Source organism: Acinetobacter sp. ANC_7635 (genome assembly GCF_056779945.1).
The window spans coordinates 65,985-78,961 of record NZ_JBWYIS010000010.1; the positions used below are offsets into that span (position 1 = coordinate 65,985).

The window sequence follows — 12,977 nt, forward strand, 5'->3', positions numbered from 1 at the left end:
CATGATGAAAGGTCAACCATTTCACGTGAAATATCGTGAAATTATTCGCCGATTAATGTTTTTAATTGGTGCTTTGGTGGTCTTTCGACTAGGAGCGCATATTCCGCTGCCAGGTATTGATAATGTCGCTTTAGAACGTTTCTTTAATGCAAACCAGGGTACTTTCCTTGGTTTGTTTAATATGTTCTCAGGCGGGGCATTGGAACGAATGTCCATTCTTGCGTTGGGGATCATGCCGTATATTTCTGCATCGATTATCGTGCAGTTAATGTCAACGGTTGTTCCTTCGCTGGAAGCATTGAAAAAAGAAGGCGAGCAGGGCAAGCGTAAGATTAACCAATATACGCGTTACGGCACATTATTCCTTGCAATTGTACAAGGTATTGGTATGTGTGCGGGTCTGATCAGTCAAGGGATTACCTTTACTTCAGGTTTAGCATTCTATATTCCTGCATTAACGTCGTTAGTTGCAGGTACCATGTTCTTAATGTGGTTGGGAGAGCAAATTACCGAACGTGGTGTTGGTAATGGGATCTCTATGATCATCTTTGCAGGTATTGTTGCTGGTTTACCAAGTATGGTTGTGCAATCATTTACCCTAGTGGAAAATGGTCAATCAAGCTTAATTGGTATTGCTATATTTGGCTTATTGTCTTTAGCTGTTTTAGCTGCGATTGTGTTTATTGAAAAAGCACAACGTCGTATACCTGTTAACTATGCTCAAAAGCAGCAAGGTCGCCGAGTATTTACTGCACAGCAGACTCACTTACCATTAAAAATCAACATGGCAGGTGTTATTCCAGCAATTTTCGCAAGTTCGTTATTGCTGTTTCCTGCAAGTTTAGGTCAATGGTTAGGTAGTTCTGATCCTAATGCAGGGATCGTTAAGCGTACACTACAAGATTTGGCATTAGTTTTATCGCCTGGACAACCATTATATTTGGTGCTATTCGGTGCGCTTATTATTTTCTTCTGTTATTTTTATACGGCACTAGTTTTCAGTCCTAAAGAAGTATCAGAAAACTTAAAGCGTAGTGGAGCTTATGTACCTGGTATCCGCCCAGGTGAGCAAACTGCTCGTTATTTAGATCATATTCTTAGTCGTTTAACATTTATCGGTTCGATTTATATCACTGTTGTATGTTTAATGCCGATGGTACTTCAAAGTTCTTTTGGTATTCCATTCCATTTGGGTGGTACATCGCTGTTGATCGTGGTTGTTGTAGTTATGGACTTTATGGCTCAGCTACAGGCACACCTCACATCGCGCCAATATGATAATCAAACACTAATGAGTAAAACGACTGCTCATCCTAAGGGATAAGCGCACTTAGAGGTTTCATCATGAAAGTTCAAGCTTCTGTAAAGAAAATTTGTGGTAGCTGTAAAGTTATCCGTCGTAATGGGGTAATCCGCGTGATTTGTAGCGCTGAACCTCGTCATAAGCAGCGTCAAGGTTAATCTGATCAAGACCTGTTGATTTCAGTAGGCTAATTAGGTTATTATCCGCCCCTCAAAGATTTTGTGGGGCGGTTGATTATCTCTACCGCCTTTTTGGAGAAAGTGAATGGCTCGTATTGCCGGTGTAAACATTCCGGATAACAAGCATGCTGTTATCTCTCTTACGTATATCTTTGGTATTGGTCGCCATACTGCTAAGCAAATCTTAGCTGCAACTGGTATTGCACCAACTACTAAGATCCGTGAATTAGATGACGCTCAGCTTGATGCGATTCGTGCAGAAGTTGCTAAGGTTCCGACCGAAGGTGACTTACGTCGCGAAATTTCCATGAACATTAAACGTTTAATGGATTTAGGCTGCTACCGCGGTCTTCGTCATCGTCGCAGCTTGCCTGTCCGCGGACAACGCACCAAAACTAACGCACGTACCCGTAAAGGTCCGCGCAAACCGATTAAGAAATAAGATTTCTGGAAGCTAAAAGATGGCTAAAGATACTCGCACACGCAAGAAGGTCACTCGTACCGTCTCTGAAGGTGTTGCACACATTCACGCTTCTTTTAATAACACCATTGTGACTATTACCGATCGTCAAGGTAATGCACTGGCTTGGGCCACTTCAGGTGGACAAGGCTTCCGTGGATCACGTAAATCAACTCCGTTTGCTGCTCAGGTAGCTGCTGAAGTTGCTGGTAAAGCTGCTTTAGATTACGGTTTGAAAAACTTGGACGTCCTTGTTAAAGGTCCTGGTCCAGGTCGTGAATCTGCGGTTCGTGCTTTAGGTGCAGTGGGTTATAAAATTAATAGCATTACCGATGTGACTCCAATTCCTCACAACGGTTGCCGTCCACCTAAAAAACGTCGCGTGTAAGGAGAAACATTCATGGCTCGTTATATTGGTCCAAAATGCAAACTCTCTCGCCGCGAAGGGACAGACCTGCAACTTAAATCAGGCGTTAAACCGTTTGATGTTAAGACAAAAAAACATGCTAAAGCTCCTGGCCAACATGGTGGAGCTCGTGGTGGTAAACAATCAGAGTACTCACTACAATTACGTGAAAAACAAAAAGTACGTCGTATGTACGGTGTTTTAGAACGTCAATTTAGTAACTACTATAAAGAAGCTGCTCGTGTTAAAGGCGCAACAGGTGAAAACTTGTTGAAATTGCTTGAAAGCCGTTTAGATAACGTTGTTTATCGTATGGGCTTTGGTTCTACACGTGCAGAAGCTCGTCAGCTTGTATCTCACCGTTCAATCACTTTAAATGGTCGTCGTGTTAACATCGCGTCAATCCAAGTTAAAGCTGGTGACGTGATTGCAGTACACGAAGGCGCTAAACAACAATTACGTATTAAAAACGCAATTGAATTGGCTGCTCAACGTGGAACTCCTTCTTGGATGGAAGTTGACCATTCTAAATTAGAAGGTACATTCAAATCTGCACCTGATCGTTCTGATTTACCTGCTGAAATCAACGAAAGCTTGATTGTTGAATTGTATTCTAAATAATCCTTGAGGTAGCAATAATGACGCGTACTGCAAACGAGTTTCTAACTCCGCAAGCGATCAAGGTCGAAGCGGCAAGCGGGACCTCGGCAAAAGTGATTCTAGAACCTTTAGAGCGTGGCTTTGGTCATACTCTAGGTAATGCTTTACGTCGCATTCTTTTATCATCTTTACCTGGCGCTGCTGTGGTTGAAGTTGAGATTGAAGGCGTCGAGCACGAGTACAGTACTTTAGAAGGCTTGCAGCAGGACATCGTCGAGCTCTTGCTGAACCTTAAAGGATTGTCTATTAAGCTGTTCGATCAAAATGAAGCATATTTGACATTAGAGAAACAAGGACCTGGCGATGTAACTGCCGCTGATCTTCGTTTACCTCACAATGTCGAAGTGGTTAACCCTGAACATTTGATCGGCACGTTAAGTGCTTCAGGCTCATTGAAAATGCGCTTGAAAGTTGTTCAAGGTCGTGGTTATGAGACTTCTGATTCTCGCTTCCCAGAAGGTGAAACTCGCCCAGTGGGACGTTTACAATTAGATGCGTCTTATAGCCCGATTAAACGTGTTTCTTACACAGTTGAAAATGCTCGTGTAGAACAACGTACAGACCTTGACAAGTTGGTCATTGATCTTGAAACAAACGGGACTGTTGATCCTGAAGAAGCGATCCGTAAAGCGGCAACAATCTTGCAACAACAAATTGCAATCTTTGTTGATCTTCAGAAAGATCAAGCTCCAGTTGCTCAAGAACCTCGTGAAGAAGTTGACCCAATCTTGCTTCGTCCAGTAGATGATCTAGAGCTTACTGTTCGTTCTGCTAACTGTTTGAAAGCAGAAAATATTTACTACATTGGTGATCTTGTTCAACGTACTGAGGTTGAGTTGTTAAAAACTCCTAACTTAGGTAAAAAATCGTTGACTGAGATCAAAGATGTTCTGGCTTCAAAAGGCTTACAACTCGGCATGCGTTTAGAAAACTGGCCACCAGCTAGTTTACGTATGGACGATCGTTTTGCCTATCGTAGTCGTTAATTAAGTAGGACTATCACCATGCGTCATCGTAATAGTGGTGTGAAATTAGGCCGTACAAGCAGTCATCGTAAAGCGATGTTCCAAAACATGGCTAATTCTTTGTTTGAACACGAGTTGATCAAAACAACTGTGCCTAAAGCAAAAGAGTTACGTCGTGTAGCTGAGCCTTTAATCACTTTAGCTAAAGTCGATACAGTAGCAAACCGTCGTTTAGCGTTTGCTCGTACTCGTTCAGCAGCAACTGTTGGTAAATTATTTACCGTTCTTGGCCCTCGTTACAAAGAACGTAACGGCGGTTATCTACGTGTTCTTAAAGCGGGCTTCCGTGCAGGTGATGCTGCACCGATGGCTTACGTTGAGCTAGTAGATCGCGAAGTTAAATAATTTCGTGTAGAACATCGCAAGTTGTTCAAAAAAGGTCGGTTGAATAAACCGGCCTTTTTTTGTCTAACAATTGGCATTACTTGACCTCAATTGATATGTTTTTTGCAACTTTTATTCAAACTTGACATTGTGTATTGTCAAAAATATGTTTTAATAAAAATGTTCTTATAAAAAGGTTAATAAAAGAAATGGATAAGCAAGTCGATATTCTTATTGTTGGTGCTGGTATCTCTGGAATTGGAATTGCAGCACATTTAATTAAAAATAATCCGAACCGTAAATTTGAAATACTCGAACGTCGTAAAAGTTTCGGTGGAACTTGGGATTTGTTTAAATACCCAGGTATTCGCTCCGACTCAGATATGTCTACTTTTGGCTACAATTTTAAGCCGTGGCGTAAAGCGAATGTGCTTGCAGATGGCGCTTCGATTAAAGGTTACTTGGGCGAAGTTGTTAGTGAGTACAATATTAAAGAAAAAATTCATTTTGAACATCGTGTACTTTCAGCGAATTACGATACTTCAATTAAAAAATGGATTGTAGAAATCCAAGATCAAAATGAAAAGAAACAAACTTGGCAAGCTAATTTCGTCTTAGGATGTACAGGCTATTATAACTACGATCAAGGTTTCCAACCTGATTTTCCAAATCAAGATAAATTTAAAGGTCAATTGATTCATCCACAATTTTGGCCTGAAAATTTAGATTATACCGGTAAGAAAGTAGTTATCATTGGTAGTGGAGCAACTGCAATCACTTTAGTACCAGCAATGGCAAAAGGTGGGGCTGGGCATGTAACAATGTTACAACGTTCACCAACGTATATTGCTTCAATTCCTTCGATTGATTTTGTTTATGACAAAACACGTAAATTTATGACAGAGGACATGGCATATAAGTTCACGCGTGCTCGTAATATCGGAATGCAACGTGCGATTTTTGCTTTGTCAAAAAAACAACCTCAATTGGTTCGCAAGTTACTTCTTAAATCTATTGAAATGCAGTTGAAAGGTAAAGTGGATATGAAGCACTTTACCCCAAGTTACAATCCTTGGGATCAACGTTTATGTGTAGTGCCAGACGGTGATTTATTCAAAATTTTACGTAGTGGTAAAGCAAGTGTTGAAACAGATCATATTGAATCCTTCACTGAAAATGGTATTCAATTAAAATCTGGTAAACACTTAGATGCAGATATCATTGTTTCTGCAACTGGTCTAGAAATTCAAATTATGGGCGGTATCAAAGCGACTGTTGATGGTCAGCCGATCAACACTAGCGAACATATGCTTTATAATGGTGTGATGGTAAGTGATGTACCAAATATGGCGATGGTTATTGGTTATGTGAACGCGTCATGGACCTTAAAAGTAGATGTCGTTGCTGATTATATTTGCCGTTTATTCAAATATATGGATCAGAACGGTTATGATGAAGTTGTCGCACCAACTGACCATTCTGCAATGCTCGATGAAACAGTTATGGGTGAAATGTCATCAGGTTATATCGCGCGAGCGGCTGATCAACTTCCAAAACAAGGTACTAAGGCACCTTGGATGGCAACGCATAACTATTTAGCTGATCGTAAAGATCTCAAAAATGCGACTTTTAACGATGGTATTTTAAAATTTTCGAAGGCTCCCGCACAGTCTGTAAAAAAGCCTAAATTAGTATCTTAATGAATAGCTATTAAAATAAAAAAGGAAGCGAAAGCTTCCTTTTTCTATTTATAAAGAACGTGATATGAGTTCTTTCATGATTTCATTGGTGCCTGCATATATACGATTTGCACGGTTATCAATATATGCGCGTGCAATAGGGTATTCAAGCATGAAGCCATAGCCACCATGTAACTGCAAGCATTCATCGACGACTTTAGAGAACATATCAGAAATTTTATATTTTGCAGCTGCGGCCGCATCTACACCTAACGTACCCTCAAGTTGTAATTCCATACAACGATCTAAATAAGAACGACAGAAGTCTATTTCAGTTCGAAGTTCTGCTAGCTTAAAACGTGTATTTTGAAATGCACCAATTGGCTTGCCAAATGCTTTACGATCTTTTGTATATTGTACTGTGTGCGCAAAGGCAGCTTCTGCACCTGCTTGGCAGATAATCGCAACAAGCATACGTTCCCATGCGAGTTCTTTCATAAGCATGATGAAGCCCATGCCTTCCATACCAATTAAATTTTCCTTTGGTACACGAACATTATCAAAGAACAATTCGCAAGTATCTTGTCCTTTCATACCAATTTTATTGAGTGGTTTACCTTTGGTGAATCCTGCTCGATCAGCTTCGACAATGATAAGCGATAAGTTGGCTGAACCTTTATCACTATTACCTGTCTTGCACACAACAATCGCCATGTCACATAGATAACCATTGGTAATAAAAATTTTAGAACCATTGATGACATATTCATCGCCATCTAAAACTGCAGAAGTTCGTACAGCTTGTAAGTCTGAACCTGTACCAGGCTCCGTCATCGCAATGGCAGTGACAACTTCGCCAGAAGCCATTTTAGGGAGCCATTTTTTCTTCTGCTCTTCGTTGGCAAAATTATTCAGGTAGTTCGCAACAATATCCGAATGCAATGAAAAACCAGTTGATGAATCCATTGCATAAGCTTGTTCTTCAATGAGGATCATACTGTAGAGTCGATCTACACCATATCCACCATATTCTTCAGGCATTGTGGTGCACAATAGACCCATTTCACCCGCTTTATTCCATAAGTCACGATCTACATGTTGTTGTTCTTCGTATTTGGCAATATTTGGAACGACTTCTTTTTCATAGAATTTTCGGACAGTATCACGAAAGGCTTCATGTTCTGCATTGAATAATTTTCGAGGCAACATATTAGGAATTGGTCGAATTGCGCCTGATTGCATATTTATATTTCCATAAGTGTTATTAGATTAGCCACAACATAAGAGAGCCTGAACATTGGTGCAATGTGTTGAATGCTCAAAACACAAGAAATGCTGATGAATTTGGTCAATTGATATTTTTAAAACACAAAGCTCATGGCTTCAGTTAAAATGGAATGAACACAGATTAGGGGATAAAAATGTACGATGAATTAACGCTTGAAGAGCGTAAAGTTATCTATCGCGCACGTCGTGGGTTAAAAGAAATTGACGTGTATTTTGATCCTTATGTAAAGCAATACTATTTGCAAGCTGAACCTGAAGAGAAAGCAATGTTTGCTGAATTGGTTGAGCAAGAAGATCCTGATTTATTGGATTGGTTTATGGAGGTTTCTGAACCACCTCGACCTGAATTGCGCCAATTTATTCAAAAATTAAAAGATTATGTCCATAATCCATGAGCGTTATTCACTGAAACACAGCCTTTATTCAGCTGTGTTTCACGCTTTCTTTATGTTCATCATGAGTATTACTTTATTAATCAGTATTGAGCTCATTTATGCTTTAAGCAGTATTATATTTATACTGATTATCTGGTGGAGTTTTAGAAAAAAACCACAATTAAGTGAATTACAAAAACTAGACAAAGATTTATGGTCGATTCAAATGACTTCAAATCCAAAAATATACCAAGCAAAACTGACTCGAGTTTTTCATTTTCATTACTTGGTGGTACTCAGTTTTAACGAAAAGAAATTAGATTCTTTGGTGATTTGGAGAGATCAAATAGATGAAAAACAATGGAAAAGCTTGATTACTCATGCAAATTTTGGCTAATTGTTAGACAAAAAGTGCTTTATTTTAAAATTTAAAACATAATAAAAAACAATTATTTAAAAACGTATAGTATGAACAAAAAATGAATTGTTTGACGAAAATGAAAGAAAATCAAATTGTTAGACAAAAATACGATGAAATCTAAATTTCTAAAGTACATTAAATATACCAACAGCTAATGAGGAATTTCAAAATGAGCGAAATTCATATGTGGTTGTTTCTAGTGGTTGCTGCTGTTATGGCAATTATAATTGGAAGACTAGGAACTGTGCTGAAGGAACGAATTGAACACCACAACAACGAACAAAATAAACTCTCTTGAGTTTACCATTTAATAAGTAGCATGTGCCGAACCGTCGCAATGCTACTTTTTTTTGCCCAAAATTTTAACAATTCAAAAAATAAGTCAATTATTTCAATTCAGATCAATGACAGACTAATTGTTAATGAAGTGCATTGCTGCACTTTTATTCAGCGATTGCATCTGATATTTTAAATCGCAAGGATGACAAAATTATAAAATTGAGGACAGGAAGTATGTCTAAATTAAAGACTCAAGGTCTTTTCACGGCAATTGCGGTTGTAGCAGCTACAACTTTATCTGGATGTTCATACGTAATCAAAACTGGTGCGAATGCATCACTTGCGTTTAGTGAAAAACACATCTTACCGCCAGTACTCTCAATGGGTGATGTGGATATGGTGTGTAATCAGGGCACAGCTTTGACTCCTGTGATTATGGCGACTAAAGATATGGGTGCTGATCCGACCCGTATGGCAGTTCTTTTATATTCAGCTTCAGGGATGTGCGCAGAAAATCGTGCCTTAGATGCAGAATTAAGATACCTAAGAGCATCAAAAGCAGGTCAAGTGACAGAAGCACAAGATGCGCGTATTGAACAAAAGCGCTGGGCTGCTGTTGCTGCCGAACGTCAATATACGGGTTATCAATTGTTTGCGGAGCGTTGGCAGTCTAAATATAAATATAATTTAGGTGACTCATGTCCAACTATGCGTCGTAATCTTGACCAAACAGTATATCTGTTAGGTATGTTAAGTGGCTTACAAGCGATGACCAATGATATTGCTTCTGGTGGTCAAGTGCATGTTCCTAAAGATATCGCAGCAATTGTTGAACGTGGCATGGTCTGCCTCGATAACAACAAGTTCTGGGGCGTACCGAATGCTACTCGAGCAGTGATTTGGACATTATTACCTGGAGCTGATGCAGGCAAACCAGATCCATACCAAACGCTTAAACAATCTATGCAAATTGGTGAGCAAAAAGGAGTACGCTTATCGCATGCCTTGTATGCTGTTGCAGCACAAGCCAGTGGTGACGATGCAAAAATACGTGATGCATTACGTTCTTATGCCGCTTCACGTGCTGAAGAAGTTCCTGTAAATCCAGAGTTTAAGTTATTGGATAATATGGCAGGACAAATGATACAAGCGATCTCAGACCGTTATTGGACGGAGAATACAGGTGTCCGAACTGAAGCAGATGGAATGTCGAGCTTCTGGGATGATCAAGCGACCAATGAAGCCGATGATCTTTTCGAGAACACATTAGGCGAATAAGATTTTTTAATTTTGTTCAAAATTAAAAATGGAGTTATTCAAGAAAAAGAGCTTTAAGCTCTTTTTCTTTTAGGAATACGAAAGATGAAAGATACTATCCTGATTCGAAAAATACTGTTTATTGCATGCTGTATCAGTATTGCTGCTAGTTTGCAGATTTTTCAGGAGTATTTTTTCTATTGGCGTCCTGTATTGGATGAAGAAATTTGGCGAGTATGGACAGCTCACTATGTACATGTGGGATGGATACACTATGCATTGAATATGGTGGGTTTAGCCTGCCTACCATTCATCTTCCCATATGTCAAAATTAGGTACATGTTGTACTTGTTGATCGCACTCCCGCCATTAATTAGTTTAAGTTTTTTTTATGTTTATCCTCGCGTTGAAGCTTATGCAGGTCTATCAGGGGTGCTACATGGTATGTATATGGCTTTGGCAGTTTATTTTTTAAAATTTGAAAAAGAACGTAAATTCTCGCTGCTTGTATTAGCTTTAATCACGGGCAAAATTTTGTGGGAAAATATCTTTGGTTCTCTCGATACTGCGCAAATGATTGGTAGCCCAGTATTGGTTGAAGCACATTTAACAGGTGCAATATGGGGGGCATTACTCAGCATGTTCTTTTTAATTTATCAGCACATCTCCGTGAAGGACACACACATCTCTTAATTCCTCTGATGCTTAATTATCACTTATTTTAATGTGTGATCAGATTCAAATCTTTTGCATTTATTTTTTTAAGGTCATATTTGTTTAAAAAAATAAATACAGTATGGTATAGCCTACTGATTTAGTTGGTTTTTATCTCGCCCTTAAGAGGTGAATTGATGAAAATTGGCATAAATTTAAAAAAAATGGAAAAGTCAGTCATTCTTTTTTAAAAAAAAATCAGTCAGATTCATGTGATAAAAGTGGTAAGGAAATTAGGTAAAGGATTTTGCCTAAGCCCGAATTAGAAAAGATGAGCTGTACAGGCAATGTATAGCAGTATTAAATAATGGAATAACAATGCAAGAGCCTTCTAAAAAGAGATCTGGGTTAGGTCTACTTAGTTATATATGGACTGAGTGGATATCTGCGTTTACGATTTTGCTTCTACTGTTACTGACGCTCATCATCGGGACAGGAGAAATGATTCACGGGCAGATGTTACGTATAGGTGAAAGTCTATACGGTGACGAAAAAATTGGTATGCAGTATTCATTCTTGCGTGCCGAACCTGAAAAGCCAGTCTGTGATCGAAATCCAAATATTGACCTTTTGGTTCAAAACCAAATGCAAGCTAATGCAAAAGATGAATTTGCAGATATCTTTGGTACAACGTCTGAAGAAGATGTTCGTGCCTCTGTATTGGCTGGTCAACAGTTATGTGAAGAAAAATATGCCTTCTATGATAAGTCAATTCAGTATTTAGAAGATAATCCTTCAATACGAACTTACCGAACCATGGAAACAACTTTCTTTGGTATTTTCCAATTTGGTACGGAAAATAAGGCAGTTCTATTGATTATCATGGTGGTACTTGCAGCGATCACTGCAACACTTAAAATCCACCACATTGGTCTACGCGGTCCAAGTTCTGTTTTAGATTATCGGGTTTACGCTGTCGCAATGATACTTGCGAACAGTTTCTTAACCAGTTCAGCGATCAGTCAGTATAGATCTGTATTGAACTCTGGTGTTCCGCCAACCAGTGAGATGACAATCATCTATTGGTTATGGATAATCTTGTTCAGTACACTGACATTAATTAGTTTGTACCAATTGTTCCGTGTACCAGAAAATGCGAAGCCAGGTGGTACGATTGGCATGGCATTATTGTCAGTCCCACTTTATGCCTATATGGCGATCACAACAGGATTTAACTTTACCTTTGTGATGGACTATCCAATGGGTCAAGGGATTTATTTAGGGCAGCTGGTTGAGTTCTCTACCATTTTCCTTAATTTATCACTGTTCATTTGGGCAGGTATGCTGTTAAAGCAGACATTAATTGTTGATAAATTCCTAAATATTTTACGTCCATGGAATCTAGCGCCTGAAACGCTTACCTGGTTAATCTTACTTGCTGCTGCATTACCTACAGCTTATACAGGTGCATCAGGTATTTTTGTAATCGCTGCAGGTGCGATCATTTATAAAGAAGTTTGGAATGCGGGCGGACGCCGTCAATTCGCTTTGGCTACAGCAGCGATGTCGGGTTCGCTTGGTGTGGTACTCCGTCCATGTCTATTGATTGTTGTTGTTGCATCACTGAACAAAGAAGTAACGACTGATTTATTATACCAATATGGTATCGGTGTTTTCCTCATCACTTCGACACTGTTCCTATTAATTTCACTGTTCTTTGCTGAGCAAAAATTCCGTATTGCAGCGCCATCAGTTGCATTCCCGAATTCCGCTAAGGCATTAGTGGCAGTAGTTCCTTATGTGATCGTGTTCCTGATCGTGTGGTCATTCTACAAGTATGCATTAAATACCAATTTGAATGAGTTCACTGCACCAGTCATGATGCCAATCATCTTACTTGTCATGGTGCTTTATGAAAAATTACGTCATGAACCAGCACCACTCGCACCAGTAGGACATTGGGATACGACATTAAGCCATACTTCGGTTGAACAAGAAGCAGCTAAGGCGCGAGTGTCAGCATCTGAAATTGCAGCGCAAGATAGTCCAGACAATCCTGCGCGTAAAGTGAGTTTCTGGAAGTCAATTCATGTATCTGCAAGTGAAACAGTCGGACATATCGGGGCGCTTGTGATCTTAATGGCATTGTCTGTCAGCGTTGGTGGATACTTAGAGCGTATCGAGTTGATGGAACACTTCCCAACGGATATTGAAAATATCTATATCGTGATTACCTTGATCGTATGTCTCATGGTATTTGTCGGTATGATTATGGATCCGTTTGGTGCTGTCATCTTAATTTCAGCAACAGTTGCGCCTGTCGCCTACGCTTATGGTATTGATCCTGTTCACTTCTGGATGATTGCTTTAATTGGTTTCGAATTGGGTTATATATCACCTCCAGTTGCACTCAATCACTTGCTCGCAAGGCAGTCGATTGGAGATGAAGAGGTGGCTGCTGCCGATGCAGAAGTGAAAGATAAAACGTTCTACTACAAATACGAACGTTGGATTCTACCTCTGATTGTGATGATTCCAGCAATGTTGATTATCGCCTATGTGCCTTATATCTTTAAGTTATTCGGTTGGTATCAATAATTAAATAAAATAAGCACCTTCGGGTGCTTATTTTTTGATGAATTTACAACAAAGCCAGCTCCATCGAGCTG

14 protein-coding genes are annotated in these 12,977 nt (G+C 39.4%); 13 read left to right on the forward strand and 1 reads right to left on the reverse strand.

Annotated elements, in window-relative coordinates; genetic code table 11:
- The first annotated feature begins 4 nt into the window (after window positions 1-4).
- The 8 genes from secY to AC1M89_RS11320 all read left to right on the forward strand — a co-directional run bounded on the left by secY (window position 5) and on the right by AC1M89_RS11320 (window position 6,057).
- On the forward strand, window positions 5-1,324 hold the full coding sequence (gene secY / locus AC1M89_RS11285) for a preprotein translocase subunit SecY (RefSeq protein ID WP_171076742.1): 1,320 nt from the start codon (window positions 5-7) through the stop codon (window positions 1,322-1,324).
- A 20-nt stretch (window positions 1,325-1,344) separates the two neighbouring features.
- Complete coding sequence (rpmJ, locus tag AC1M89_RS11290; RefSeq protein WP_000867907.1) at window positions 1,345-1,461, forward strand: 50S ribosomal protein L36; 117 nt, start codon at window positions 1,345-1,347, stop codon at window positions 1,459-1,461.
- Window positions 1,462-1,567: 106 nt separating this feature from the next.
- Window positions 1,568-1,924, forward strand: a complete 357-nt coding sequence (gene rpsM / locus AC1M89_RS11295; protein ID WP_035265156.1) for a 30S ribosomal protein S13 — start codon at window positions 1,568-1,570, stop codon at window positions 1,922-1,924.
- Between the two features lie 19 nt (window positions 1,925-1,943).
- Window positions 1,944-2,330: a 30S ribosomal protein S11 gene (gene rpsK, locus AC1M89_RS11300; protein ID WP_001040166.1), complete on the forward strand. Its 387-nt coding sequence runs from the start codon at window positions 1,944-1,946 to the stop codon at window positions 2,328-2,330.
- Between the two features lie 12 nt (window positions 2,331-2,342).
- Window positions 2,343-2,969, forward strand: coding sequence for a 30S ribosomal protein S4 (gene rpsD, locus AC1M89_RS11305; RefSeq protein ID WP_035265160.1), 627 nt, complete (start codon window positions 2,343-2,345; stop codon window positions 2,967-2,969).
- A 17-nt stretch (window positions 2,970-2,986) separates the two neighbouring features.
- Window positions 2,987-3,994 (forward strand): DNA-directed RNA polymerase subunit alpha, encoded by a 1,008-nt coding sequence (locus AC1M89_RS11310; RefSeq protein ID WP_035265161.1) that lies wholly within the window; start codon window positions 2,987-2,989, stop codon window positions 3,992-3,994.
- Between the two features lie 18 nt (window positions 3,995-4,012).
- A complete protein-coding gene (rplQ, locus tag AC1M89_RS11315) occupies window positions 4,013-4,378 on the forward strand; it encodes a 50S ribosomal protein L17 (RefSeq protein WP_034587447.1) in 366 nt (121 codons plus the stop codon).
- A 188-nt stretch (window positions 4,379-4,566) separates the two neighbouring features.
- Complete coding sequence (locus AC1M89_RS11320; protein ID WP_481592039.1) at window positions 4,567-6,057, forward strand: flavin-containing monooxygenase; 1,491 nt, start codon at window positions 4,567-4,569, stop codon at window positions 6,055-6,057.
- Between the two features lie 48 nt (window positions 6,058-6,105).
- Here AC1M89_RS11320 and AC1M89_RS11325 read toward each other — a convergent pair whose 3' ends face one another.
- Window positions 6,106-7,278, reverse strand: a complete 1,173-nt coding sequence (locus AC1M89_RS11325) for an acyl-CoA dehydrogenase family protein (protein ID WP_035265167.1) — start codon at window positions 7,276-7,278, stop codon at window positions 6,106-6,108.
- Window positions 7,279-7,457: 179 nt separating this feature from the next.
- Here AC1M89_RS11325 and AC1M89_RS11330 point away from each other — a divergent pair, with 179 nt between their 5' ends.
- From AC1M89_RS11330 to AC1M89_RS11350, 5 genes are all read left to right on the forward strand, one after another.
- Window positions 7,458-7,718 (forward strand): FAD assembly factor SdhE, encoded by a 261-nt coding sequence (locus AC1M89_RS11330; protein WP_035265169.1) that lies wholly within the window; start codon window positions 7,458-7,460, stop codon window positions 7,716-7,718.
- A gap of 61 nt (window positions 7,719-7,779) precedes the next feature.
- Window positions 7,780-8,094 carry a hypothetical protein gene (locus AC1M89_RS11335; RefSeq protein ID WP_481592038.1) on the forward strand — a complete coding sequence of 105 codons (315 nt, stop codon included), beginning with the start codon at window positions 7,780-7,782 and terminating at the stop codon, window positions 8,092-8,094.
- A gap of 537 nt (window positions 8,095-8,631) precedes the next feature.
- A complete protein-coding gene (locus AC1M89_RS11340) occupies window positions 8,632-9,675 on the forward strand; it encodes a hypothetical protein (protein ID WP_035265182.1) in 1,044 nt (347 codons plus the stop codon).
- An 84-nt stretch (window positions 9,676-9,759) separates the two neighbouring features.
- Window positions 9,760-10,347 carry a rhombosortase gene (gene rrtA / locus AC1M89_RS11345; protein ID WP_481586792.1) on the forward strand — a complete coding sequence of 196 codons (588 nt, stop codon included), beginning with the start codon at window positions 9,760-9,762 and terminating at the stop codon, window positions 10,345-10,347.
- A gap of 1,173 nt (window positions 10,348-11,520) precedes the next feature.
- On the forward strand, window positions 11,521-12,906 hold the full coding sequence (locus tag AC1M89_RS11350) for a TRAP transporter large permease subunit (RefSeq protein WP_481609220.1): 1,386 nt from the start codon (window positions 11,521-11,523) through the stop codon (window positions 12,904-12,906).
- Window positions 12,907-12,977 lie beyond the last annotated feature (71 nt).

What these genes read in the sequence shown, in the direction of transcription:
- secY (WP_171076742.1), top strand. Translation starts at nt 5, where the DNA reads ATGAAAGGTCAACCATTTCACGTGAAATATCGTGAAATTATTCGCCGA.
- rpmJ (WP_000867907.1), top strand. Translation starts at nt 1,345, where the DNA reads ATGAAAGTTCAAGCTTCTGTAAAGAAAATTTGTGGTAGCTGTAAAGTT.
- rpsM (WP_035265156.1), top strand. Translation starts at nt 1,568, where the DNA reads ATGGCTCGTATTGCCGGTGTAAACATTCCGGATAACAAGCATGCTGTT.
- rpsK (WP_001040166.1), top strand. Translation starts at nt 1,944, where the DNA reads ATGGCTAAAGATACTCGCACACGCAAGAAGGTCACTCGTACCGTCTCT.
- rpsD (WP_035265160.1), top strand. Translation starts at nt 2,343, where the DNA reads ATGGCTCGTTATATTGGTCCAAAATGCAAACTCTCTCGCCGCGAAGGG.
- AC1M89_RS11310 (WP_035265161.1), top strand. Translation starts at nt 2,987, where the DNA reads ATGACGCGTACTGCAAACGAGTTTCTAACTCCGCAAGCGATCAAGGTC.
- rplQ (WP_034587447.1), top strand. Translation starts at nt 4,013, where the DNA reads ATGCGTCATCGTAATAGTGGTGTGAAATTAGGCCGTACAAGCAGTCAT.
- AC1M89_RS11320 (WP_481592039.1), top strand. Translation starts at nt 4,567, where the DNA reads ATGGATAAGCAAGTCGATATTCTTATTGTTGGTGCTGGTATCTCTGGA.
- AC1M89_RS11325 (WP_035265167.1), bottom strand. Translation starts at nt 7,278, where the DNA reads ATGCAATCAGGCGCAATTCGACCAATTCCTAATATGTTGCCTCGAAAA.
- AC1M89_RS11330 (WP_035265169.1), top strand. Translation starts at nt 7,458, where the DNA reads ATGTACGATGAATTAACGCTTGAAGAGCGTAAAGTTATCTATCGCGCA.
- AC1M89_RS11335 (WP_481592038.1), top strand. Translation starts at nt 7,780, where the DNA reads ATGAGTATTACTTTATTAATCAGTATTGAGCTCATTTATGCTTTAAGC.
- AC1M89_RS11340 (WP_035265182.1), top strand. Translation starts at nt 8,632, where the DNA reads ATGTCTAAATTAAAGACTCAAGGTCTTTTCACGGCAATTGCGGTTGTA.
- rrtA (WP_481586792.1), top strand. Translation starts at nt 9,760, where the DNA reads ATGAAAGATACTATCCTGATTCGAAAAATACTGTTTATTGCATGCTGT.
- AC1M89_RS11350 (WP_481609220.1), top strand. Translation starts at nt 11,521, where the DNA reads ATGGCGATCACAACAGGATTTAACTTTACCTTTGTGATGGACTATCCA.